The organism is Winogradskyella jejuensis (assembly GCF_900129745.1).
Taxonomy (GTDB): domain Bacteria; phylum Bacteroidota; class Bacteroidia; order Flavobacteriales; family Flavobacteriaceae; genus Winogradskyella; species Winogradskyella jejuensis.
This window is the reverse complement of record NZ_FQWS01000002.1, coordinates 603,097-626,490: the sequence shown is the minus strand read 5'-3', so window position 1 is coordinate 626,490 and position 23,394 is coordinate 603,097. Positions and strand designations below refer to the sequence as shown.

General features: G+C 33.9%; 27 protein-coding genes and 1 other RNA gene. 13 read left to right on the top strand and 15 right to left on the bottom strand.

Annotated elements, in window-relative coordinates:
• Positions 1-3: 3 nt before the first annotated feature.
• Both msrB and lpdA read left to right on the top strand, forming a co-directional pair.
• Positions 4-483 (top strand): peptide-methionine (R)-S-oxide reductase MsrB, encoded by a 480-nt coding sequence (gene msrB, locus BUB95_RS10710; RefSeq protein ID WP_073086303.1) that lies wholly within the window; start codon positions 4-6, stop codon positions 481-483.
• A gap of 104 nt (positions 484-587) precedes the next feature.
• Positions 588-1,964: a dihydrolipoyl dehydrogenase gene (lpdA, locus tag BUB95_RS10705; RefSeq protein ID WP_073086302.1), complete on the top strand. Its 1,377-nt coding sequence runs from the start codon at positions 588-590 to the stop codon at positions 1,962-1,964.
• An 85-nt stretch (positions 1,965-2,049) separates the two neighbouring features.
• Here lpdA and BUB95_RS10700 read toward each other — a convergent pair whose 3' ends face one another.
• From BUB95_RS10700 to BUB95_RS10690, 3 genes are all read right to left on the bottom strand, one after another.
• Positions 2,050-2,526 (bottom strand): hypothetical protein, encoded by a 477-nt coding sequence (locus tag BUB95_RS10700; protein ID WP_073086300.1) that lies wholly within the window; start codon positions 2,524-2,526, stop codon positions 2,050-2,052.
• A gap of 10 nt (positions 2,527-2,536) precedes the next feature.
• Positions 2,537-2,953, bottom strand: coding sequence for a type II 3-dehydroquinate dehydratase (gene aroQ, locus BUB95_RS10695; RefSeq protein WP_073086298.1), 417 nt, complete (start codon positions 2,951-2,953; stop codon positions 2,537-2,539).
• 72 nt (positions 2,954-3,025) lie between these two features.
• Positions 3,026-3,910, bottom strand: a complete 885-nt coding sequence (locus tag BUB95_RS10690) for a hypothetical protein (protein ID WP_073086296.1) — start codon at positions 3,908-3,910, stop codon at positions 3,026-3,028.
• A gap of 130 nt (positions 3,911-4,040) precedes the next feature.
• Here BUB95_RS10690 and BUB95_RS10685 point away from each other — a divergent pair, with 130 nt between their 5' ends.
• Complete coding sequence (locus BUB95_RS10685) at positions 4,041-4,385, top strand: TM2 domain-containing protein (RefSeq protein WP_073086294.1); 345 nt, start codon at positions 4,041-4,043, stop codon at positions 4,383-4,385.
• Positions 4,386-4,448: 63 nt separating this feature from the next.
• Here the strand turns inward: BUB95_RS10685 and BUB95_RS10680 are convergent, their stop codons facing one another.
• Together BUB95_RS10680 and BUB95_RS10675 are read right to left on the bottom strand one after the other, a co-directional pair.
• Positions 4,449-5,048, bottom strand: coding sequence for a porin family protein (locus BUB95_RS10680; RefSeq protein ID WP_073086292.1), 600 nt, complete (start codon positions 5,046-5,048; stop codon positions 4,449-4,451).
• A 152-nt stretch (positions 5,049-5,200) separates the two neighbouring features.
• Entirely contained in the window at positions 5,201-5,722 is a 522-nt protein-coding gene (locus BUB95_RS10675; RefSeq protein WP_073086290.1) for a hypothetical protein, read from the bottom strand.
• Positions 5,723-5,938: 216 nt separating this feature from the next.
• On the opposite strand from BUB95_RS10675, the gene xerA reads away from it, so the two are divergent.
• Positions 5,939-6,850 carry a site-specific tyrosine recombinase/integron integrase gene (gene xerA / locus BUB95_RS10670; protein WP_073086288.1) on the top strand — a complete coding sequence of 304 codons (912 nt, stop codon included), beginning with the start codon at positions 5,939-5,941 and terminating at the stop codon, positions 6,848-6,850.
• Between the two features lie 49 nt (positions 6,851-6,899).
• On the opposite strand, the gene rny is transcribed toward xerA, so the two are convergent.
• The 4 genes from rny to BUB95_RS10650 form a co-directional block, all read right to left on the bottom strand.
• The gene (rny, locus tag BUB95_RS10665; protein WP_073086286.1) at positions 6,900-8,477 is read right to left on the bottom strand and encodes a ribonuclease Y; all 1,578 of its coding nucleotides are present in this window, start codon (positions 8,475-8,477) and stop codon (positions 6,900-6,902) included.
• Between the two features lie 61 nt (positions 8,478-8,538).
• A non-coding RNA gene (ssrS, locus tag BUB95_RS10660) (6S RNA) lies at positions 8,539-8,660 on the bottom strand.
• A gap of 60 nt (positions 8,661-8,720) precedes the next feature.
• Entirely contained in the window at positions 8,721-9,008 is a 288-nt protein-coding gene (locus BUB95_RS10655) for a cell division protein ZapA (protein ID WP_073086284.1), read from the bottom strand.
• Positions 9,009-9,023: 15 nt separating this feature from the next.
• A complete protein-coding gene (locus BUB95_RS10650) occupies positions 9,024-9,314 on the bottom strand; it encodes a hypothetical protein (RefSeq protein WP_073086282.1) in 291 nt (96 codons plus the stop codon).
• Positions 9,315-9,491: 177 nt separating this feature from the next.
• Here BUB95_RS10650 and BUB95_RS10645 point away from each other — a divergent pair, with 177 nt between their 5' ends.
• Genes BUB95_RS10645 through BUB95_RS10635 form a run of 3 tightly spaced genes read left to right on the top strand, consistent with a single transcriptional unit; the run spans position 9,492 to position 14,299 of the window.
• The gene (locus BUB95_RS10645; protein WP_073086280.1) at positions 9,492-11,180 is read left to right on the top strand and encodes a M23 family metallopeptidase; all 1,689 of its coding nucleotides are present in this window, start codon (positions 9,492-9,494) and stop codon (positions 11,178-11,180) included.
• A gap of 11 nt (positions 11,181-11,191) precedes the next feature.
• Entirely contained in the window at positions 11,192-13,660 is a 2,469-nt protein-coding gene (locus tag BUB95_RS10640; protein WP_073086278.1) for a TonB-dependent receptor, read from the top strand.
• A gap of 6 nt (positions 13,661-13,666) precedes the next feature.
• Entirely contained in the window at positions 13,667-14,299 is a 633-nt protein-coding gene (locus BUB95_RS10635) for a hypothetical protein (RefSeq protein ID WP_073086276.1), read from the top strand.
• Here the strand turns inward: BUB95_RS10635 and BUB95_RS10630 are convergent.
• A complete protein-coding gene (locus BUB95_RS10630; protein ID WP_073087405.1) occupies positions 14,296-15,441 on the bottom strand; it encodes a cysteine desulfurase family protein in 1,146 nt (381 codons plus the stop codon). The genes BUB95_RS10635 and BUB95_RS10630 overlap by 4 nt on opposite strands.
• 87 nt (positions 15,442-15,528) lie before the next feature.
• Here BUB95_RS10630 and BUB95_RS10625 point away from each other — a divergent pair, with 87 nt between their 5' ends.
• Positions 15,529-16,479 (top strand): hypothetical protein, encoded by a 951-nt coding sequence (locus BUB95_RS10625; protein WP_143185595.1) that lies wholly within the window; start codon positions 15,529-15,531, stop codon positions 16,477-16,479.
• Here BUB95_RS10625 and BUB95_RS10620 read toward each other — a convergent pair.
• Positions 16,476-17,030 (bottom strand): Smr/MutS family protein, encoded by a 555-nt coding sequence (locus BUB95_RS10620; protein WP_073086272.1) that lies wholly within the window; start codon positions 17,028-17,030, stop codon positions 16,476-16,478. The genes BUB95_RS10625 and BUB95_RS10620 overlap by 4 nt on opposite strands.
• On the bottom strand, positions 17,030-17,287 hold the full coding sequence (locus BUB95_RS10615) for a hypothetical protein (protein WP_073086270.1): 258 nt from the start codon (positions 17,285-17,287) through the stop codon (positions 17,030-17,032). The genes BUB95_RS10620 and BUB95_RS10615 overlap by 1 nt, the downstream gene beginning before the upstream one ends.
• Positions 17,288-17,329: 42 nt before the next feature.
• Here BUB95_RS10615 and BUB95_RS10610 point away from each other — a divergent pair, with 42 nt between their 5' ends.
• Together BUB95_RS10610 and BUB95_RS10605 are read left to right on the top strand one after the other, a co-directional pair.
• Positions 17,330-17,629 carry a DUF2752 domain-containing protein gene (locus tag BUB95_RS10610; protein WP_073086268.1) on the top strand — a complete coding sequence of 100 codons (300 nt, stop codon included), beginning with the start codon at positions 17,330-17,332 and terminating at the stop codon, positions 17,627-17,629.
• A gap of 11 nt (positions 17,630-17,640) precedes the next feature.
• Positions 17,641-17,979, top strand: a complete 339-nt coding sequence (locus tag BUB95_RS10605; RefSeq protein WP_073086266.1) for a CCC motif membrane protein — start codon at positions 17,641-17,643, stop codon at positions 17,977-17,979.
• A gap of 75 nt (positions 17,980-18,054) precedes the next feature.
• Here the strand turns inward: BUB95_RS10605 and rocD are convergent, their stop codons facing one another.
• From rocD to BUB95_RS10590, 3 genes are all read right to left on the bottom strand, one after another.
• A complete protein-coding gene (rocD, locus tag BUB95_RS10600) occupies positions 18,055-19,335 on the bottom strand; it encodes an ornithine--oxo-acid transaminase (protein ID WP_073086264.1) in 1,281 nt (426 codons plus the stop codon).
• 137 nt (positions 19,336-19,472) lie between these two features.
• The gene (locus tag BUB95_RS10595) at positions 19,473-19,859 is read right to left on the bottom strand and encodes a DUF6768 family protein (protein WP_073086262.1); all 387 of its coding nucleotides are present in this window, start codon (positions 19,857-19,859) and stop codon (positions 19,473-19,475) included.
• A complete protein-coding gene (locus tag BUB95_RS10590; RefSeq protein WP_073086260.1) occupies positions 19,849-20,397 on the bottom strand; it encodes an RNA polymerase sigma factor in 549 nt (182 codons plus the stop codon). Before BUB95_RS10590 ends, BUB95_RS10595 begins: the two co-directional genes overlap by 11 nt.
• A gap of 150 nt (positions 20,398-20,547) precedes the next feature.
• Between BUB95_RS10590 and rlmD the strand changes: the two genes are divergently transcribed.
• From rlmD to BUB95_RS10575, 3 genes are read left to right on the top strand one after another with little or no spacing between them, the layout of a single operon-like run.
• On the top strand, positions 20,548-22,002 hold the full coding sequence (gene rlmD, locus BUB95_RS10585) for a 23S rRNA (uracil(1939)-C(5))-methyltransferase RlmD (RefSeq protein WP_073086258.1): 1,455 nt from the start codon (positions 20,548-20,550) through the stop codon (positions 22,000-22,002).
• Positions 22,002-22,589 (top strand): DUF6452 family protein, encoded by a 588-nt coding sequence (locus BUB95_RS10580; RefSeq protein WP_073086256.1) that lies wholly within the window; start codon positions 22,002-22,004, stop codon positions 22,587-22,589. The genes rlmD and BUB95_RS10580 overlap by 1 nt, the downstream gene beginning before the upstream one ends.
• The gene (locus BUB95_RS10575; protein ID WP_073086254.1) at positions 22,570-23,337 is read left to right on the top strand and encodes a DUF6048 family protein; all 768 of its coding nucleotides are present in this window, start codon (positions 22,570-22,572) and stop codon (positions 23,335-23,337) included. Before BUB95_RS10580 ends, BUB95_RS10575 begins: the two co-directional genes overlap by 20 nt.
• The last annotated feature ends 57 nt before the right edge of the window (positions 23,338-23,394 follow it).

Genomic DNA, 23,394 nt, shown 5'->3' with positions numbered 1-23,394 from the left:
TGAATGAAAAAAATAGCCTTAATCTTTATAGTTGCCCTATTATTTAATTGTAACGGTAACGCACAGAAAAAAGAAACTAATCAAAAAGAATTTCCTGTTTCTAAAACCGACGCCGAATGGAAAGCAGAATTGTCGGATATGGAATATTATGTTTTACGAGAAGCTGGTACCGAACGTCCGTTTACAAGTCCGTTAAACAAAAAATACGAAAAAGGTGTTTATCACTGTGCTGCTTGCAACACACCCTTGTTTAAAAGTGAAACTAAATTTGACTCCGGAACAGGTTGGCCAAGTTTTTATAAAGAAATAGAAGGCAATGTTGAATTTTCTACGGACTATAAAATAGGTTATGCACGTACCGAAGAACATTGTGCTACTTGCGGCGGTCATTTAGGACATGTTTTTAATGACGGCCCAAAACCAACAGGAAAAAGGCATTGTATTAATGGGGTAGCGTTAAAATTTGTACCAGCAGAAAAATAATGTACTTTATCAAAACCAAAATGAAAAGCTTCTCTATGAGAGGCTTTTTTTATAGCTTAATTTATTACTTTTGTTCTTTCAAAAATTTATAAAATAACTTACTCATGAGTAAATACGATATTATAGTTTTAGGTAGTGGTCCAGGTGGCTATGTTACAGCAATTAGAGCATCTCAACTTGGTTTTAAAACAGCAGTTATAGAGAAAGAAAGTCTTGGTGGTGTATGCCTTAATTGGGGCTGTATCCCAACAAAAGCTTTACTAAAATCTGCTCAAGTTTTTGAATATCTAAAGCATGCTGAAGACTACGGACTTAAAGTAAAAGATGCAGAACACGATTTTGATGCTGTTGTAAAACGAAGCCGTGGTGTTGCTGAAGGTATGAGTAACGGCGTTAAGTTTTTGATGAAGAAAAACAAAATCGATGTTATTGAAGGATTTGGTAAACTAAAACCAGGTAAAAAAGTAGATGTCGACGGAACCGAATATTCAGCAGACCATATTATTATAGCAACTGGTGCGCGTTCTAGAGAGTTACCCAGCTTACCTCAAGACGGTGAAAAAGTGATTGGCTACAGAAAAGCAATGACCTTAGAAAAGCAACCTAAAAGGATGATTGTTGTTGGTTCTGGTGCTATTGGTGTAGAGTTTGCTTACTTCTACAACTCTATGGGTACAGAAGTGACAATCGTTGAGTACATGCCTAAAATTGTTCCTGTTGAGGACGATGAAGTATCAAAACAACTAGAGCGTAGCTTTAAAAAATCTGGAATTAAGATTATGACTTCTGCCGAAGTCACTTCTGTAGATACTTCTGGTGAAGGAGTTAAAGCCACAGTAAAAACAAAAAAAGGAGAAGAAGTTCTTGAAGCCGATATCGTTTTATCTGCGGTTGGTATTAAATCTAACATCGAAAATATTGGTTTAGAAGATGTGGGTATTGCCGTAGATATAGACAAAATCTTAGTAAACGATTATTACCAAACAAATATTCCAGGTTATTACGCTATTGGTGATGTTACACCAGGTCAAGCGTTAGCTCACGTTGCATCTGCTGAAGGTATTCTGTGTGTTGAAAAAATTGCAGGACATCATGTTGAAGCTTTAGACTACGGAAATATTCCTGGTTGTACCTATTGTTCACCAGAAATTGCTAGTGTAGGTTTAACTGAAGCTCAGGCAAAAGAACAAGGTTTAGACGTTAAGATTGGTAAATTTCCATTCTCTGCTTCTGGTAAAGCAAGTGCTGGCGGTAATAAAGACGGTTTTGTAAAAGTAATTTTTGATGCTAAATATGGCGAATGGCTAGGCTGCCACATGATTGGAGCTGGTGTAACCGATATGATTGCTGAAGCTGTTTTAGGTCGTAAACTCGAAACTACAGGACACGAAGTATTAAAAGCAGTGCATCCTCACCCAACGATGAGTGAAGCGGTTATGGAAGCGGTTGCCGATGCTTATGATGAAGTTATTCATTTATAGACGTTAGACGTTAGACGTTAGAAAAATTAAAAATCCGATAGCAATTATTTACTATCGGATTTTTTTATTTCTTATTTATAGGTATTTACAATCTATAACCGAGTCCAATAAAAAGGATATTTGGTGATATTTCTTCAAAACCTATGGTGTATTTTAGACTAATATCCAAGTCCTCTGTAATATCGTAAGCTATACTAACATCTGCCCTTACTCTAAACTTATTATTGAAAAAATTGAAAAAATAATTCAAACTCGGTCCAGCAAGTATATGAAAGTTGTTATCTACATCATATTTTAAGTAAATAGGCAAATTCATAAATTCAAAATCACCGATACCTTTATATAACAATTCTGGCTGAATGTGAAAGCCTTTGTCAATAATAATATCTAAAAATACACCGCCAAAGTAACCAACTTCAGTTTCAGGATTTTCACCAAAAACACCATTATCTTCATTAAAGAAAGTAAGACTCATACCGCCTTTGATACCAAAATTGGTTTGCGAATGTATCTCAAGTGAAACACTAACTAATAAAACAAATACTAAAATATAGTGCTTCATGATTTTTAATTTAAATGAGACTTCTAACAGCTAACTCATAACTCTTTATACCAAAGCCAATTATTATTCCTTTGGCATTTGGCGCTAAATAGGATTTATGTCTAAACTCTTCTCGTGAATAGGTATTTGAAATGTGAACCTCTATCACGGGCGTCTCAATTCCTGCTACAGCGTCACCGATACCAACAGATGTATGTGTATAAGCTCCTGCATTAAGTATAATTCCATCGTAAGAAAAACCAACATCATGAAGCTTATTAATAAGCTCTCCTTCTACATTACTTTGGTAATAATCTAGCTGAACATCTGGAAATTTTTGTTTTAAATCTTCCATGTAATCTTCAAAAGTTTGGCTGCCATAAATTTCGGGTTCTCGTTTACCTAAAAGATTAAGGTTAGGACCATTTATAATTATGAGTTTCTTCATAAAGTAAAGGTATTAAAATTTGGGCATAAAAAAACCGAAGCAAATGCTTCGGTTTTTCTCTAAATGCTTTGTCTATTTTGTTTTCTTCTTTAATATGTCAATTTCAGTAGTTTCCCCTTTTTGTAAGTTAGTCATAGTCTTAATGGTATTTCCTTTATCTAACACTTCTATTATTGCTGTATTAGAACCAATACTGCCTACAGATTCTGATAATATTTTAATACGTGTTATATCATTGTTCAACTGAATTTCGAGCACTTTTTTTGATGCAGAAATTTTATATTTTGTCAGAATAGGCTTGTTATCCTGGTAAATAGAAATAAGGTCATCATCAATCTGTCCTCCATCATAAACGAATAGTTTTAATGTTTTTGAAGACGTAGGAATTGAAGTAATTTCATTCTTTTTAAGAACGTTAAGGTTTAGCGTATCTACAATCTTAATATTCTGAACTTTATTTTTAATACTATCAGCTATTCGATTAGACTTTTTAACTTTTTTTGTAAACTTAGCAACACGTTTCTGAATTTTCTCTACAGAACTCATAGCAATTTCACCATCTAAACATTTTGTTCCATCACTAAATCTTCCTTTAAATTCACCAGACATCTTATCTGAACCAAGTTTGAATCGACTAGAAGTAAAATCAACATTACAAAAATCAAAGTCATCTAATGATACTGGTGATTTGGTGTAAATCAATCCTACCTCTTTAAAAGAAATCTTCTTAGTATCTTCATCGTAGATTCCTTCTATTCTAGATTTTGTTTCATGTTCTCCACCATGGTCTGTTAAACTGTATCCAGAAATTAAACCCCCGTTTTCTTGGAACTCAATTTTGTATTTGATGAGAAGCGTATCCTGTATTTTTATAAAACCCGCAAATCTATTTTTCTCTTGTCCCTGTGAAATATGACAAAATAGAAATAAGACTAAGAAAAAATTGAAATATTTCATTAAAAGTTATCGTTGTAAAATATACATTAGGTAATTAGTTACTAACAGAAAATAAATAATATAAATATGAAAGAAATTTCTTGTTAGTTTCTATTTTTTCATAATTTTAGACAAACTTAAACCAATTTTTATGAAAATTAAATTATTACTTACTGCTTTTGCTATTATGCTAAGCTTTAGTGCTGCTTATGCTTCATTTCCTGTGAAAAGAGCTGCTGTAGCTACTGAAAACAATGTGATTAACGAAACTTCTGAAGAAGATGTAATGAAAGCTGTACCAGCTGCTAGAGCTGGAAAAGACAAATGGGTTGCTGCGGCACTCTGGTTTGTTTTAGGTGGATTTGCTGCTCACAGATGGTACATTGGTAGTCCTTGGTATTGGAATGTACTTTACATCATTACATTAGGATTTTTCTTAGTTGGACACATTATTGATATTGTCCAAATATTGACCGACTCTTATCCTGGTTTATAACAATACTAAATATTATAAAAAAACCGAAGCATATGCTTCGGTTTTTTTATTTCTATAGAAGTCTTACAACTTAAATATTACACCAATATTAAAAGCTGATGTAGCATTTTTTAAATCAATAGGAAGATCGTCCGTAACATTGACAAACCCATTATAACCTTGATATTGTAGGAAAAACTCTGTGTTTTCATCTAAATTGAATTTATAGCCAATACCTAAACCAAGACCAATATCAAAAGAATTAGTGGTGTCCTTAATATCTATTTCTCCTTCTGGTATATCAGCCTTTGCACTTGACAAAAAGTTTAGTGTTGGTCCAAAATTTAAAAACCAATTTCTTCCGCTTCCGAAATGCCAGTTGGCATGTAACGGTAGAGATATATAATTTAATTTATCGATAAATTCTTCACCAGCCTCTTCTATTCTTGTTCCCTTTGAGTCGTAGACCAAACCCGTGCGTAAACTCCATCTATTACTAAAATAGTACTCGCCTATTACACCAGCATTAAATGCTACTCTAATTTTGTTACTAAGATTCTCGGAACTTGAATAATTAGAGAGATTAAGTCCTACTTGTGGTGCTAAAGTAAAATCACCTTTGTCAGATTGACCCATAACGAGTGAAACAGATAATAACAATCCGACTAAAAAAACATTTTTCATAAAAATTGATTTGATTTAAATTTAATTAATATCGCCAAATGTAATAATTTTCTTAATAAAGCAAACATGATAATTATCATATGATTTTAAGAAATGAGCATAAAAAAAAGCCGAAGCAAATGCTTCGGCTTTTTATTTTTATTTACAATTTCTTATAAGAATAATGTGAAACCAATATTGAATTGGAATACACCTTCATCAGTAAAATCTTCGTTTAAAGATAAGTTGTAACGTAATCCTGGCTCAATAGCAATGTGATCAGTTATAAACCAAGCATAACCACCCTGTAAACCTAACCATAATGGATTTTCTTGAGCATCTTTAATTGACGCACCAGTTAAATCAACTCCAATAGGGAATTCTCCTCCTAAATAATACTTAGCACCTAATCTGTAAGAGAATATATTGGTATCAGCAGCACTATCTCCACCAAATCCTAAACCTACTCTAACAGCTAAATCATCAGAAATAAAATAACCTCCATCTAAACCTAAGTTGTAAACTGATTCACCATCTTGAGAAGTAAAGGTAAAGGCTGTACTACCAACCATAGCGTTACCAGTATTAGCTTCAATTAACCAAGTACCTTGTGATGTAGCTGAACCACCTTCATCTTGTGCGTTAGAAAAACTAAACGCGAATACTGCTAAAGCAGCAAATAATAATTTTTTCATAATGTTAAAAGTTTTAAAATTGATAGTGCAAACTAAACACTTTTTTTTCTAATTCTTAATGACTTTTTTAGGTTTATTAACATTTTTATAAACAAACAAACTTAAAATACTGATAATCAATACTTTAATTTTTTAGATATTAACAAATGTTTTAAATTATCCCAATTAAACTAAACAATTTACCTACTTTTACCGATATATTTATACAGATAAACGATGAAATGGAGCTCTTTAATCACTGATTTTGAACACTTTCTAAGATTAGAAAGAGGGCTGTCTGACAATACTATTAACAACTATAACTACGATATAAAACGACTCATATCTTACTTAAATGACAATTACAATCATATAGTTTCTCCAATAGATATTAGTCAAGGTACTATTCAACAATTTATATATACTATATCTAAAGATTTGAGCGCAAGGACCCAAGCGCGTATAATATCTGGACTTCGGAACTTCTTTGATTACTTAGTTTTTGAAAATTATAGAGAAACCAATCCTGTCGACCAAATAGAATCACCACGTTTAGGACTAAAACTCCCAGATACACTATCTATTGAAGATATAGACCAAATTATAGCTGCTATAGACCTTAATTATCAGTTTAGAGGTGTTAATCTTGGTCATCGTAACAAGGCCATTATAGAAAGTCTTTACAGCTGTGGGCTTCGAGTAAGCGAATTAACTCATCTTAAAATTTCGGATTTATTTTTTCAAGAGGGATTTATAAAAGTAACTGGAAAAGGGAACAAAGAGCGTTTTGTTCCAATCGGGAAAAGCACGCAGAAGCTTATTAAAATCTGGCTAGATATCAGAAAACAAATAGATGTTGCATCTGAAGCTAAAGATATTTTATTCTTAAACTATAAAGGAAATCAGCTCACAAGGGCTATGATTTTTACAATTATAAAAAAACTTGTAGAAAAGGTTGGGCTTAAGAAAACGGTTTCTCCGCATACATTTAGACACTCTTTTGCTACACATCTATTAGAAAATGGTGCGGACCTCCGTGCTATACAAATGATGCTAGGACACGAAAGCATAACAACAACAGAGATTTATACCCACATAGATAAATCTCAGCTAAACAAAGTTATCAATACATTTCATCCGAGAAAATAAAAAAAGGCGCTCATTAGGAGTGCCTTTTCAATATAGTTTAAGAAAGAACCTATTTAGCTATGTTAACCGCTCGAGTTTCTCTTATTACAGTAACTTTTACCTGACCAGGATAAGTCATGTCGGTTTGGATTTTCTGAGAAATCTCAAAAGATAAACTTGCAGCTCTGTCATCGCTCACTTTCTCGCTTTCTACGATAACACGTAATTCTCTACCTGCTTGAATAGCGTATGCTTTTTTGACGCCACTAAAACCAAAAGCAACTGCTTCTAAATCTTTAAGACGTTGTATGTAAGAATCTAATACTTGACGTCTCGCTCCAGGGCGCGCTCCAGAAATTGCATCACAAACTTGAATAATTGGTGACAATAACGTCGTCATCTCTATCTCGTCGTGGTGAGCGCCAATAGCGTTACAAACTTCTGGCTTTTCACCATGCTTTTCTGCCCATTTCATACCCAAAATAGCGTGAGGTGTTTCTACATCTGCTTCTGCATCTGGCACCTTACCTATATCGTGAAGTAATCCTGCACGCTTAGCTAGTTTAGGATTAAGTCCTAATTCTGCTGCCATAACACCACAAAGCTTAGCTACTTCACGTGAGTGTTGTAATAAGTTTTGTCCGTAAGACGAACGGTACTTCATACGACCCACCATCTTTATTAATTCTGGATGTAACCCGTGAATACCTAAATCGATTACGGTGCGTTTACCTACCTCTATAATTTCTTGCTCAATCTGCTTTTGAGTTTTCTTTACTACTTCTTCAATACGAGCTGGGTGAATACGACCATCTGTAACTAATTTGTGTAGCGACAGTCGAGCTATTTCACGACGAACAGAATCAAAACAAGAGAGTATGATAGCTTCGGGTGTATCATCAACAATAATTTCTACACCAGTAGCAGCCTCGATAGCACGTATATTACGACCTTCTCTACCTATAATTCGACCTTTAACATCATCTGATTCTATATTGAATACTGACACACAGTTATCAACAGCTTCCTCTGTACCAATACGCTGAATAGTATTGATAATAATTTTCTTAGCTTCTTGTTGTGCTGTTAATTTAGCTTCCTCTACTCTGTCTTGAACAAATGCCATAGCATCTGTCTTAGCTTCTTCTTTAAGCGATTCAACAAGTTGCTCCTTAGCTTCATCTGCAGATAAACCAGAAATTACCTCTAGTTGCTTGATTTGGCTTTTGTGCGCCTTTTCGAGTTCTTCTTTTTTCTTCTCTACAAACTCTAGTCTGAAGTCGTAATCTTTTATTTTATCCTCTAAAGATTGATTAGATTTTTTTGTTTTTGATAATTCGTTTGAGATTTGAGATTCTTTATCTCTTATACGTTTTTCCGCTTCAGCCATTTTCTTATCGCGAGATAAAATGACTTTTTCATGCTCAGCTTTTAACTCAATAAATTTCTCTTTAGCTTGAAGAATCTTATCTTTCTTAAGAGCCTCTGCATCAGATTTTGCTTGTTTTAAAATTGACTTAGACTCTATCTCTGCTTCAGAAATTAATTTTGAAGCCTTGCCTTTTTCTAAGGATTTAGCGATAACAAAACCTATTATCAATCCTAGAACAGCGGCAATCGCTATATATATAATTGTGTTAGTATCCATATGTTTAGTTTAGTTGATGTATATCTATAAAAAAAGCCTACATCAGTTTTGGATTCTGTATAAACTCCTTAAAAACAAGTTTAGGGCTAACAAGCTGCTCAAAAATCTGCCCAGAATCTATAAAGAAACAGCAGCACGGTTTTACAACTTCAACTCACCCTTTTTAAAGAATTAACGTTGAGTTTATCAAAAAATATAACTAATGTAGGCAGTAACCTTTTTGTATTTTAAAGAACGTACGAGTTAAATATGTGTTTGCAAAAGTTCATTTAAGGCTTCTAGCTTTTCTTGAACTTCTTCATTTACATATTCCTTATCTATTGTTTTTTGCTCTACTTGAGCTGCAAATTGCAAAGCGCACATGGCCAATACATCTTGCTTATCTCTAACAGAGTAATTCTGCTCAAATTGCCCAATCATTGCCTCTATCTTCTTTGCGGCTTTACGCAAACCTTCTTCTTGGCTCGGATTTATGGTTAATGGATATACCCTATTAGCTATCGAAATTTTTATTTTAAGCTGTTCTGACATCCACACTATTTATCACTATTCAGACAGTTGTGCTATACAATGGTCTATATCTCGAATAAGTGAATTTATTTTGAGCTTTGTTTCTCGTTTATTTTCGTCACTACCAAGCATTGCATTTGCAGTTTTGAGTGTCTCATATCTATCAGACCATTCGCTCACTTGCTCTTGGTAATCAAGAATTTGTTTTTGATAAGTTTCGAGTTGTTCTGTTAGTTTTGCATTTGTTTGTTTAAGCACTTCTTGCTTGTGCAAAACCTTTGAAATTCGGTTTTCTAACGTATCAACAATGTCTTCTATTTTACTCATTTAAGCAATACAACACTATGTAACAAAGTTAACATACGATTTTTAAAAACCCAATTGTTTTACAATTATTTTTGATTTAGATAACATCAATGAGATTAATCCGTTAAGAAAATTATTACTGATTTTGCATTTGCAAATCGCTTTCAAAATTATATTTTAGCTACAATAGATTCCTAAATGAAAAAAATTCTTCTCTTTTTTCTACTTACAAGTAGTTTGTATTCGCAATCAGAATATCCTCAAGACTATTTTAGAAATCCTTTGGATATTACTCTTGTGCTCTCTGGTACTTTTGCAGAGTTACGTTCTAATCACTTTCATTCTGGCTTAGATATTAAGACGCAACGCAAAACAGGATTAAAAGTTTATACGGCTGCCATGGGTTATGTGAGTAGAATAAAAGTTTCGCATTACGGATACGGTAAAGCACTTTATATCACACATCCAAATGGCTATACTACCGTTTATGGACACCTTAAAAAATTTTCTCCAAAAATTGAAGCTTACATTAAAAATTGCCAATATGAGAAAGAAAGCTATGAGGTAGAAATGTTTCCTAACAAAACTGAATTATTGGTAGATACTGACGAAGTTGTTGCTTTTTCTGGAAACACGGGCGGTTCAGGTGGCCCACATTTACATTTTGAAATACGAGACAACGCAGAGCGCCCAATAAATCCTATGTTGTTTGGTATTGATATTAAAGACAGTAAAAAGCCATACATATCAGCAGTTTATGCGTATCCAAAAGATGAAAATTCTTTCATAAACGGAAAAAACAAAAGGACTCCGCTTCGTTTAATTCCAAAAGATAATGGCGATTACAATGTTGAGAAGATTTCAGCATACGGAAATATTGGTTTTGGTGTTGTGAGTTACGACAAACAAGATTTAGCTCCAAATAATAATGGCGTGAGTAATATTTCGTCATACTTTAACGGTAATCAAGTCTTTGAAATGGATTTTAAACGTTTCAGCTTTAGCGAGACTAAACATCTCAATCGTTTTATAGATTTTGAGTTGTGGAAAACCAAAAAAACGCGAAGTCAGAAGCTCTTTGTTGAGGAAAATAATCCGCTAAGCATGTTTAAGAATGTTGTTGACCAAGGTTATGTAAAGATTGAAGACAGTACTTCATCTATCTATAAAGCTGAAATAAAAGATTTTAAAGGTAATACCACAAAATTAATTATTCCCATTAAAGGACAATTGAAAAAACCTGAAACTCCCCAAGAAGTTTTATCTCCTGAAAGGCATCTTGTAAAACAAAAAGAGACTACAGTTTTAAAAGACCACTTAGCAGGCGTCACTTTTTATCCAAATACTGTTTATGAAGATGTTTTAATGGACTTTAGGGTGAGCTCTGACACCATTCATTTGCATGAAGATATCATTCCGCTTCAGAAAAATTTTGTGGTAAATTACGACATCAGTCAATACAAAGATGTAGACAAAAGTAAACTCTTTATTGCTCGACTCTACGGTTACTATAAAAAACCAAGCTATGTTAGCACCAGAAGAAAGGGAGATACCCTAACTGCTAGAAGCAAAACATTGGGTATTTATACTTTAGCGTCAGATACTGTAGCTCCAACCATAAAGCCTATAAACTTCACCAATAAAAAATGGCTAAGCAAATACCGCTATCTTAAGGTGAAAATCACCGATGATTTATCAGGAATTTCGAAATATAGAGCAACTGTCAACGGTAAATGGATTTTGATGGAATACGACTACAAAACCAACACCTTAACTCACGATTTTAATGACAATGTCATTACAGATACTAAAAACAATTTAAAAATTATTGTAACTGATAATGTTGGAAATAGTTCTACATTTGAAGCAACATTTTATAGAAAATAAAACTCAACTTCTTGAAAAACGCTAAACCCTTACTAACTGCATTATTTTTTCTACTTACCATAACCGCATTTGCACAATCTGCCGTTATAAGAGGTATTATTTTAGATGAGAATAATCAACCTATCGAAAATGTAAATATTAAAGCTAATACAGGAGAAGGCGCTACAACTAACAAAAATGGGTTTTATGAGCTTAGAATACCCTCTGACCAAGACGTTTTAGTCGTATTTACACATGTATCTCATAAACGTGTAGAGCAAAAATTTAATCTTAAAAATGGTAGCGAAATTGAATATAATACTGTTCTAAAGGTTAATGTAGAGCAAATCGCTGAAGTTGTAATTAATAAAAACACAAGTCAAAGCAGAACTGGCGTCACTACGATATCACCAAGAGTGATTAGAACTATAAAAGGAGCACAACCTGGCGTAGAAAATATTTTAAAGACACTACCCGGTGTTAATATATCTAACGAATTAAGTACACAGTATTCAGTTCGTGGTGGAAACTTTGACGAAAATTTGGTATATGTCAACGAGATTGAAGTATATCGTCCTTTTCTTATCCGTTCTGGTAATCAAGAAGGTTTAAGTTTTGTGAATACAGACTTAGTTTCTAATGTAGATTTTTCTGCTGGAGGATTCCAAGCACGATATGGAGATAAGCTGTCCTCTGTGCTTGACATCACCTATAAAAAGCCTTCAAAGTTTGGTGTAAGTGCAGATTTAAGTCTTTTAGGCGGGAGTGTTGCTGTAGAAACAGCATCCGAAAATGGTAAGTTTTCTAGTATCTCTGGCGTAAGATATCGCGATAATAGCTTGGTACTTAATAGCCTTGAAACGAACGGAAATGTAGAACCTGTATTTGCAGATGTTCAAACTTATTTAACTTATCGTTTTACGGATAAATTTCATCTGAATTTTTTAGGAAACATCTCTTTAAACCAATACAATTTTGAACCAGAAAATAGACAGACCAATTTTGGCACCGTAGATGAGCCTGTAGCCTTATTGGTTTTCTACGAAGGGCAAGAACAAACCGAATACCAAACATATTTCGGGGCTTTTAAAGCCAATTACTTTCTGAATGATAAAACTACATTAAAACTTATTGGTTCTGCATATCATGCTACGGAACAAGAGTACTTCGATATTTTTGCGCAATACCGTTTAGGCGAAGTAAATACTAATATTGGAGATGAGAATTTAGGTGAAGTTGAATTTAGCGAAGGTATTGGTTCTCAGCTAACAAGAGCGCGTAACGATTTAGATGCGTTGATTTTCAACTTAGAACATCGCGGTGATTACAACATTAATGAAGATAGTAATATTGAATGGTCTGTAAAGTATACTCGTGAGGATATCCGTGACCGATTGGTAGAATCCGAAGTTATTGACTCAGCAGGGTTTTCAATCCGTCCACCATCAGTAATGCAACCAAACTTTCAACCAGATGTACCTTTTAATGGACCTTTAACGGCATTTCAGAATATTAGAGCTTTTAACGAAGTACAAATAAATAGGCTCCAAGCTTTTGTGCAATACAAAAAAAACACCAAAATTGGTGAGCATGACGCATACTACAATATTGGTGTAAGAGCACATAATTGGTCCGTTAATGGCGAAGGTATTGAAAGTAACTCTCAAACGGTGTTTAGTCCTCGAGCACAATTTGCTATAAAACCCAACTGGGACAAAGACATGCTCTTTAGAGTTGCTGGTGGTTTGTACTATCAACCTCCTTTTTATAGAGAATTAAGAGATTCCTCCGGAGTTGTACAGCCTAATGTAAAAGCACAGAAATCTTTTCATATTGTATTGGGTAATGAGTACAGTTTTAAAATGTGGGATAGACCATTTAAGCTAGTTACTGAGGCTTATTATAAAGGTTTATCTGATGTGAATCCTTACACGTTAGAAAACGTAAGAATACGATACCGTGCAAACAACAACGCAAAAGCCTACGCGTACGGATTAGATATGCGTTTAAATGGAGAGTTTGTCCCTGGAACAGAGTCTTGGTTTAGTTTTGGTTACCTAAAAACCGAAGAAAACATTAACGACCGTGGGTATATTTCACGACCTACCGACCAGCGTTTAAAATTTGGTGTTTTATTTCAGGATTATGTACCAAATATGCCTGACTTAAAAATGTATCTCAACCTTGTTTACAATACAGGTTTACCTGGTGGCTCTCCAAGTTATGCAGACCCTTATGATTTTCAGTTTAGGCTGCGTGATTATAGACGTGCGGATTTAGGAATGTCTTACGAAATTGTAAATTCTGAAAAGACCTATAGCTCCAAATGGAAAAAGTCGTTTAGAAGCCTATCTCTTGGTTTTGAAATCTACAACATGTTTAATAACCAAAACGCGATTACCAATACTTGGGTACGTGATGTTAATAGCCAACGTCAGTTTGCTATTCCTAATTTTTTAACGCCACGTGTTTTTAATTTAAGATTGTCGGCGAGATTATAATATAAAATGAGAATAGATATTATTTCTTTTATATTGCTTTGCATTTGTTGCTCAACTTATTCGCAAGATAAGCCAGTCTATTTTTATGATATAAATGGATTACCTATTTCAAAAGAACTTTATATAAACATTCGAAAAGAACGCAAAGAGAAAAGTAGTGTTTGGCCATTAGTATTTGAAAATGACACATGCTATATTAACACTTTTTTTCGTAGAAAAAATTATGGTAGACTCACAGAAACAGATTTTAAAAAATTAAATGCATTTTTAAATAATTCTAATACAAAACCGAAGTCTAATTATACCATCATTCAATATCATCCAGGAAGAGATAGGTGCAATGGAGGAAAATTTTACGGCAATAGGTACGAAAAGAAATATTTAAAAAAACTGAAAAAAAATTATAGTTTTAATAACTATTGGATTCATAAAAAAGACACTACTATTAAATTCAAAAATGGTAGAGTTTTATGGCAACTTGATAAAAATAGAATTGTTGAAAAATTATTTTTCAAATACCATTATCCTTGCTCTAGTTTTGTAATTATTAATAATGAAACAAAAAACTACATTGCTATATTCGGTGAATATGGAGACTATACCGTAGTAAAAACTCTGGAAAAATTTAGTGAGATTTAGCTTTTAGCAAATTCACAAAGCGTATCCACGACATAATCAATTTCTTCTTGAGTATTATACTTACTAAACGAAAAACGTACAGATGGACGTTGCAATAAATCTTCTGGTAAAACTTGAGTTAATACATGTGATTGCATAGAGCTACCGCTTTGGCAAGCACTACCTTTTGAGCAAGCTATTCCTTTTAAATCTAGTTGAAATTGCAACATTACTGCCTTTTCTGGTGGCAATGGTAAGCAAACATTGACTAGAGTGTACGTGCTCTTTTCTAAATCTGATGAATAGCCGTTAAAATGACATCCTGGCAATTTAGCATTTAAACTATCAATAAAATACTGCTTCAATGCTTTTATAGATTTACGTTCTTCTTCGAGATTAAGGTAAGATAACCGCAAAGCTTCGTCCATACCCACAATATTATGTAAGCATTCTGTACCAGCCCTGTAGCCACGCTCCTGCTCTCCTCCAAAAATCAAAGGTTTTAACCCAGATTCCTTTCTTACAAAACAAAAACCGCCACCTTTAGGTCCATGAAATTTATGGGCGCTAGCGGCTAAAAAGTCGACCTGTATGTCTTGTAAATCAATATGATAATGTCCAACAGATTGTACAGTATCTGTTTGAAATAATGCATCATTCGCTTTACATAAATCAGCGACACGTTTAAGGTCAAGAATATTCCCTATCTCGTTGTTAATATGCATTAAACTGACCAGCTTTTTACCTTCCGTTTGCAGTAAACCTTCTAGATGTGTGTAATCTACTGTTCCTTTTTCATCAAGCTGAACATAAGATACCTTGATATTATATTCATTTTTAAGCTGCTCAACGGTATGTAAAACGGCATGATGTTCAATCTTAGAGGTAATAATTTCAGTAACACCTAAATCTCTAACTGCGCTTCGTAGCGCTAGATTATCTGCCTCTGTACCTCCAGAAGTAAATACAATCTCGCTAGCTGCCACATTAAAATATGCTGCAATATTCTTTCGACATTGTTCCATTATAGATTTTGCAGAACGCCCAAAACTGTGGGTAGATGAAGCATTACCATAATTATTTTGTAATACTTCAGCCATTTTTTCAATCACTTCTGGTCGTAATTGCGTAGTAGCTGCGCTATCAAGGTAAATATTTTTCATGCCACAAAAATAAGGCATAAAATTATTTTATCAATGCCACGTTATAATTTGACAAATGGATTATTTTTGTTGAAAACTCAAGAGAACATGCGTTATATTTTAGTGGTTGTATTCGCTTTATTATTAGTAACAAGTTGTGATGATGGAGATATCATTACAATAGATTTAAATTTTGACCAAACACTGAGCCTCTGCGATAATAATACGGAGTCGTTTATTATATACGATTTAAGAAATGACCCATCCGAATCTCTTTCGCTTATTATACCAAGAGGTGTAAATGATGTTGTTCCGTTTTTTAACCCAACTCCAACCGACACACCGCAAACTATCACGATAAATAACAGTACTAATAGATTTTTGTATCGCACTTACAATAGAGACATAGTAGATACAGCTACTAATCAAGAGTTATGTGATGCGGTTGTACCTTCGGATTTAATCATCCAAGAAAATTATGAAGCTACAGGAGGTACTGTTGAAGTTACCGTGACTGTGATAGATGATGATGGCGATGGTATTCCATCAGAATTTGAAGGTCGTGGAGATGCTGATGAAAATGGCGATTTCCCAAATGCTGTAGATACCGATGGGGATACTATACCAGATTATCTTGATCAAGACGATGATGATGATAATGTACTCACACAGTTTGAAATTGATACAGTAAATGTAGATGCCGATGATAACCCTACAACTAATCCTTTGGATACAGATGGAGATGGCACACCTGATTATTTAGACACGGATGATGATGAAGATGGTGTATTAACTATAAACGAAGATCAGGACCAAAATTTTAATCCTCGTGATGATTTAGCAAACGATGTTAATGAGATGTTGACACCACATTATCTAAACAGTATTGAAAATATCGATTATGGTTCTCCAGGAAAATTACCGACCAATGAATATACTAGAACCATTACCTCTCGAATTTTCATTAGAGATTACAATCTTGAAATATTAAGCGGAGATCTTATAGACTTCGGAACGCTTATCAATACCGTTACAGTAATAGAAGAATTTGAAGATTAAAGCGCTACATTCTGAAATATCTTAACCTCGGTTGCTCCCAAACCAAATTCTCTATAATCGGCATCGTAAAAGGTTACGTTATTGTATCGTCTTAAAACCGTATGTAATTCCTGCTTAAGTACGCCTTCACCCACACCATGAATGAATACCATTTTAGGCATGCGCTCTCGTATAGCAAATTCTAGTTGACCTCGGGCAGTATCTAATTGTAAATTAAGCATATCAAAATTTGTCATGCCCTTGGTTGAGTCCGTGAGTTGATGAATATGCAAATCCACAACAAATGTAGGTCTGTGGCGTTTTTTTGGTTTTCCTGTTGAAATCTTTCGCTTTGGAACCCCTTCTTTTTCTTTAGCTATCTCTGAAATAGATTGATAAGAAAACGAACCTAAATTAATGGACTCTTCTGGGTTGAGTTTTATCAGTTCGTTTTTAGAAAATTCAAATTCAAAACCATCTTCACCTTCAACAAATACGGTATCACCATCAACTTTGGTGACAGTACCTCTAATGGCATCGTCAATAGTTTCAACTTTGTCTCCTTTCTTCATTATTCCACTTTTTTGTCTTTTGAAATTTGGTCACTTAAAGAAGTCGAAGTGTCTCTTTCGGTTTTGACAAATGATTCTTCTTCGGCTTTATCGAACTTACTAGGCACATTTCGAGATATGCGATAAATTCCAAACATTAAGAGTACAATTCCGCCAATTAAAATATAGGTGTTTTGTTGTGCTTCGGCCTGGGCATATATGGCTATAACACCTCCAAGAATAATGCAAATAATATTTATTAGTTTGGATAAATTCATAGAACAAAAATAATCTATTCTTAAAACATTTATATTTGAAACATGAAGTTACTTCTTATACAGCTTGAAGATTATATGCTGCCTTGCCTTAACAAAAGTCTATTTGGCTTTGACTGTATGGGTTGTGGTTTGCAACGTTCTTTAAATCTAATTCTTCAAGGCGAATTTTTAGCAGCGTTTTACATGTATCCTACTATCTATCCGCTGCTAAGTCTATTTGCTGTAATAGGGATTAACATTTTCAAAAAAATAAAATATTTCAATAAAATAATTACTATTTTGGCTATTGTTACCGTAGCTACAATTATGGTAAGCTTTATTATTAAAACCTTTATCAACTAAAAGAAAACAAAATGGAAAAAGAAAAATTGAATCCTGTCTTGGTTTATGTATTAGCAATTGTAGGTCTACTATGTTGCTGCTTCGGTGGACTTGGATTTATTTTAGCAGGTGCTGCTTATTTTATTGCACACACACAGCTTAATAAAGTAAAAGATAATCCTGAAGCTTTTGATTTAGATTCAGCTAAAGCCATGAAGACTGCTAAAATCGTAGCATTGGTAATTTTAATTATAAATGTATTGTATTTGCTTTGGTCCCTTTATTCCATTCAGCAAATGGGTGGTTGGGATGCCTACATGGAAACTGTACAGAAAATGGTTGAAGAAATGCAAAAAGCGCAAGGGCAATAATTTCTTTGAATACTACTATATAAAAAAGCCTTTTCAAATGAAAAGGCTTTTTTATATCTAATTATTGAGGCATTATTAAACTTCAAACTCTTTTAACGTCTTCGTTATTATTGAAACACAATCGAGTAACTGCTCTTCAGTCATTACTAATGGTGGTGCAAAACGGATAATGTTTCCATGTGTAGGTTTTGCTAACAAACCATTATCTCTTAGTCGTAAACAAATGTTCCAAGCCGTATCACTATCTTCATCATCATTAATTAAAATAGCATTAAGCAGTCCTCTTCCTCTAACCAAATTAACAATAGTACTGTCTTTAATATATTTATTCATTTCGGCTCTAAAAAGTTTACCTAAATAGTCCGCATTTTCTGCCAGTTTTTCATCCTTCACCACTTCTAAAGCAGCTATAGCAACAGCAGCAGCAATAGGATTTCCTCCAAATGTACTACCGTGATTTCCTGGTTGTATGACATTCATTATTTCGTTATTTGCCATTACTGCGGAAACAGGATATAATCCGCCACTTAAGGCTTTACCTAAAACTAAAACATCTGGTTTTACATCAGGCGTACCAGAACAATCTTTGTTTTCACACGAACAGTTACCACAAGTTGCCAATAATCTTCCTGTACGGGCGATGCCTGTTTGTACTTCGTCGGCAATAAATAAGACATTATATTTCTCGCACAATGCTTTGGCTTCTCTTAAATAATTCTCACTTGGCACATAAACACCGGCTTCGCCTTGTATAGGTTCAACCATAAAACCAGCGATATTAGGATTTGTACTTAAAACATCTTCTAACTCTTGCAAATTGTCGTACTCGACCTTTATAAATCCATCTGTATAAGGTCCAAAGTTTTTACGAGCTACCGGGTCGTTAGAAAATGAAATAATAGTAGTCGTTCTACCGTGAAAATTATTTTTACAGACAACAATTTCGGCTTTATTTAAATCAATTCCTTTCACCTCATAGGCCCACTTTCTACACAACTTTAATGCAGTTTCTACAGCTTCTGCACCAGAATTCATAGGTAACATTTTATCGAACCTAAAATATTCCGTGGCATATTTCTCATAACGCCCAAGCATATCATTGTAAAATGCACGAGAGGTAAGTGTCAATCTCTGAGCCTGCTCGTTCATTGCATTAACAATTTTAGGGTGACAGTGTCCTTGATTCAATGAGGAGTAGGCCGATAAAAAATCATAATACTTTTTTCCTTCTACGTCCCAAACATAAACACCTTCGCCTTTAGATAATACTACGGGTAATGGATGATAATTTTGTGCTCCATACTTATTTTCTAGTGCCATCGCTTCTTGCGATGAAATGTGGTCTAAAACAGCCATTTTTAATTTGTTTTAAATTAGTAAATAACCATTCCTTGTCTACCTTTATCCTTCCGAAAAGTGTCGAAAATTCAGCGTGGGAAAGAAATCATCCCTAGAGCTTGCAAATTACTAAATATTCTTTTCGCTTAAAAACACTATTCCGAAATTTTGTTAGAAAGTGAAGAAACTTGTAGTTCTAATCGTTTTATTTCTCTAGTTAAAGCATTTTTATGAATTTGCATCCAAGCATATATTTTAAACATGCTCATCAACATAAAGCAGAAAAAGAATCCAGCTATCCAGAGTATGAGGTCGTTCGTTTTCTCTACGTCAAATGTTTGAATAAGGCAATAAATAGCCAATACCAAAGCAATGACATTAAATGCATTCATTACAACAACCATCCATGAATTTTTTCCTCTATACAAGCTGGTTATCATTTGCCAAAGATTTTGTTCATCAAGTGAATCGTAAAATTTAGCTTCCTCTTCTGTTAGTGTTTCTTTAATTAACTCGTCTATTTCATTCGTATTAGTTTTCATATCTATTAGTTTTTAAAATTGTTTTTAATTTCTCCCTTGCATGAAATAATCTAGATTTTACTGTTCCTACAGAAATGTCAAGAATCTCACTAATTTGTTTTAAACTATAGCTCTGGGTATAGAAAAGTTGAATTACAATCTTCTGTTGCTGCGGTAAACTCTTTATAGCCACTAATAATCTTTTTTTTTGTTGCTCTCTTTCAGAATTATCATCAACTTCATCTATTATATTTTGAGAATAGCTCGTTGTTTTATTATTTGTGGATGACCTTAAATAATCCATAGATTTATTAACCACTATTCTGTATGCCCAAAATTTAAAGCGCTCAGGTTTTTGTAGCGTATCAATTTTATCTATAATAATCACCCAACTTTCCTGAGCAATATCTTTTGCAACCTGCTTATCCTTTACTAACCAAAACGACTTTTCGCAAAATAGTTTGTGCCATTTCCTCACCAAAACAGTCAACGCACTCTTATCTCCTAATTGCAGTTTCTTAACTAAATAAGCATCGTTATGGATTGGTTGGTTTGTCATCTAGCTTAAGCTTCTACTCTTAAAGACGGATAAGTTTTAAAAAGGTTCATTTATTATGACTAAAAGATTAAAGATACCTTAAAATGGAAAATAAAATTATAGATTGATAATTCTAAAATGCCACTATCTTTGCAATCTAATTTTTAGAACATGCCTCGAAGAGAACGAAACAAATTTGTAAAGCGCGGACAAGTCCTTGAACTATTGATTGAAGATTATGCCTTTGGCGGAAAAGGTATTGGACGCATACGCAATGAGCATGGCGAATTTGTGGTTTTTGTACCCAATACGTTACCAGGGCAGTTGGTAAAAGCCCAAGTAAAGAAATCGAGTAAGACTTATGCTGAGTGTAAGTTGTTTGAGGTTTTAAAAAACTCTGAAGATGAAGTAGAACTACCTTACCAAGACATTCCAGGCGCACCTTATATAAAGCTGCCCATAGAAAAACAACACACCTATAAAAAGCAAAGTACGCTAGAGCTTTTTAAGCGTATAGGTAAAGTTGCTGATATAGAAGATAAGTTTGATGAATTTGTAACCTCACCTAACACCTTCCATTACCGTAATAAAATGGAATATGGTTTCTCAGCTATTGGTTACAATCACGAATTAAAGACTGATGTGGATGAGTTTACTTTAGGCTTTAAAAAACGTGGTACATGGTGGTGTGGTGATAATCTTAATAACGATTCTGGCCTTTTTGACAAGCAGGTTGAAGATAATCTTAAACTCATTAGAGCGTATTGCCAAAATACTGGCTTAGCACCTTGGCATGCACCAAAAAAGGAAGGCTTCTTTAGGTATTTTGTAGTTAGAAAATCATATAAAACTAATCGATTACTTTTCAATTTAGTAACCACGTCTTACGACTTACCAAAGTTTGATTTAGATGCTTTTGCTCAGTATTTAGTAGAACTTTTTGGAGACCGCGTTGCTGGTTTATTACATACTATAAATGACGAAATTGGAGACCGAACCATCGCTACAACAGGAAGCATTAATCTTGTTTATGGCGAAAATAAAATCGTTGAAGAGCTTCTGGGTTTAAATTTTGAAATTAGTATGAAAAGCTTTTTTCAAACCAATCCTAAGTCGGCCGAAAAGCTGTATTCTAAGGTTATAGATTATGCTCTGGACGATAAATCAGCCATTGATGACTCTGTGGTTATGGATTTATTCTGTGGAACAGGAACTATAGGGCAAATCTTAGCATCACGTAGTAATAATACAAAGATTGTTGGTGTAGATATTGTAGCTTCAGCCATCGAAGACGCCATGGAAAATGCCAAACGTAACGGTATCGAAGGTTTAAAATTCTACGCCGCAGATGTTGGTAAATTCTTAAACGAACACCCAGAATATAATAATAAAATAAAGACTATAATTCTTGATCCTGCTCGTGCTGGCATTGCTCCAAAAACCCTTAAAAAAATAATAAACCTCAATGCAGACCGTTTGGTTTATGTATCTTGTAATCCTGCTACGCAAGCGAGAGATACGGAGCAATTAATGCAAGCCGGTTATACTATAAAAAAGTTTAGTTTAGTAGACCAGTTTCCACATACAGCCCATATTGAGACTGTATTTTTATTTGAAAAAGCCTAATGAAAAAATACGCTTACCTATTTCTTTTAATCAGTTTAATTTTATTCAGCTGCGAGCGCGATGACATCTGTGCAGATGGTACGCCGACAACACCAAGATTATTAATTGAATTTTTTGATGCTGTAGATACTGAAGTTTCAAAAACAGTAACACGACTTACCATTTATGCGGATGATGCAAATATTACAATACCAGATAATGAAAACTCATCAGGTGCTATTTTAGTCGAACCCTTTGAGCAAGAAAGAATATTTAATAGAAACTCTAATTCTGCTGGTCTTCCTTTAAAAATTGATGATGAGGGTGAAACTACAATAACGCGTTATTTTTTTGAAAAAGACACCAATCTAAGATTAGATGAAGATAATTCTACCAATTCTAATATAGATGTTATTGAGATTACTTATGAAACTGAGTTTATATATATTTCGAGAGCTTGTGGTTTCAAAAGTATTTTTAAAAATATTGAAATTGACATTATAGATGATGGTGATAATTGGATTCAAAATACAAGATTTGCTAACACCACGGATTTACAAATAACTGTTGAAAACGAAGACACCACCCATGTACAGATATTTCATTAAGAGTTTAATCGTTTTATTGGTTTGTTCTTCTTCAGTTTTAGCTCAAACCGAAGACACAGAAACAGCTACAGACACTACAGCAATCCAGCAAAAATATGGATTACGTTTGGGTGCTGATATTTCAAAATTGGTACGAAGTGCTATTGACGACGATTATCAAGGCTTTGAAATTAATGGTGATTATCGTTTAACTCAGCGTTTATATATTGCTGGTGAGTTAGGAAATGAACAGCGAACCTTATCAAATGATTTTTTAAATTCCACAGCAAAAGGAAGTTATTTTAAAGCTGGTGTAGACTATAACCTATATCGCAACTGGCTAGATATGGAAAACATGATATATTCTGGTTTTAGAGTTGGTGTAAGTTCTTTTAGTCAAACACTGAATAGTTACACTATATACGATGTAAATAATCAATATTTTGGACAGCAATTTGAAGTAACTAATCCTGAAGAGTTTGACGGATTATCTGCCATTTGGGGAGAAATTATTTTAGGTATTAAAGCTGAAGTATTGAATAACCTTTTTATGGGGCTCAACCTTCAATTAAAGTTCTTGGTTTCGGAAACTAGTCCAGATAATTTTGAAAATCTCTATATCCCAGGTTTTAATCGTACATACGACAGTGGTATTGTTGGCGCAGGATTTGGGTATAATATTTCGTATTTAATTCCTATTTACAAGAAAGACAAGGTTATAAAAAGGGATGAGGATGATGCAGAGGAAGAAACTGAAGAAAACAATTAAAGATAAAGTCATTTCGAGCTATGCGAGAAATCACATCATCATTTTATAATTCTTAGG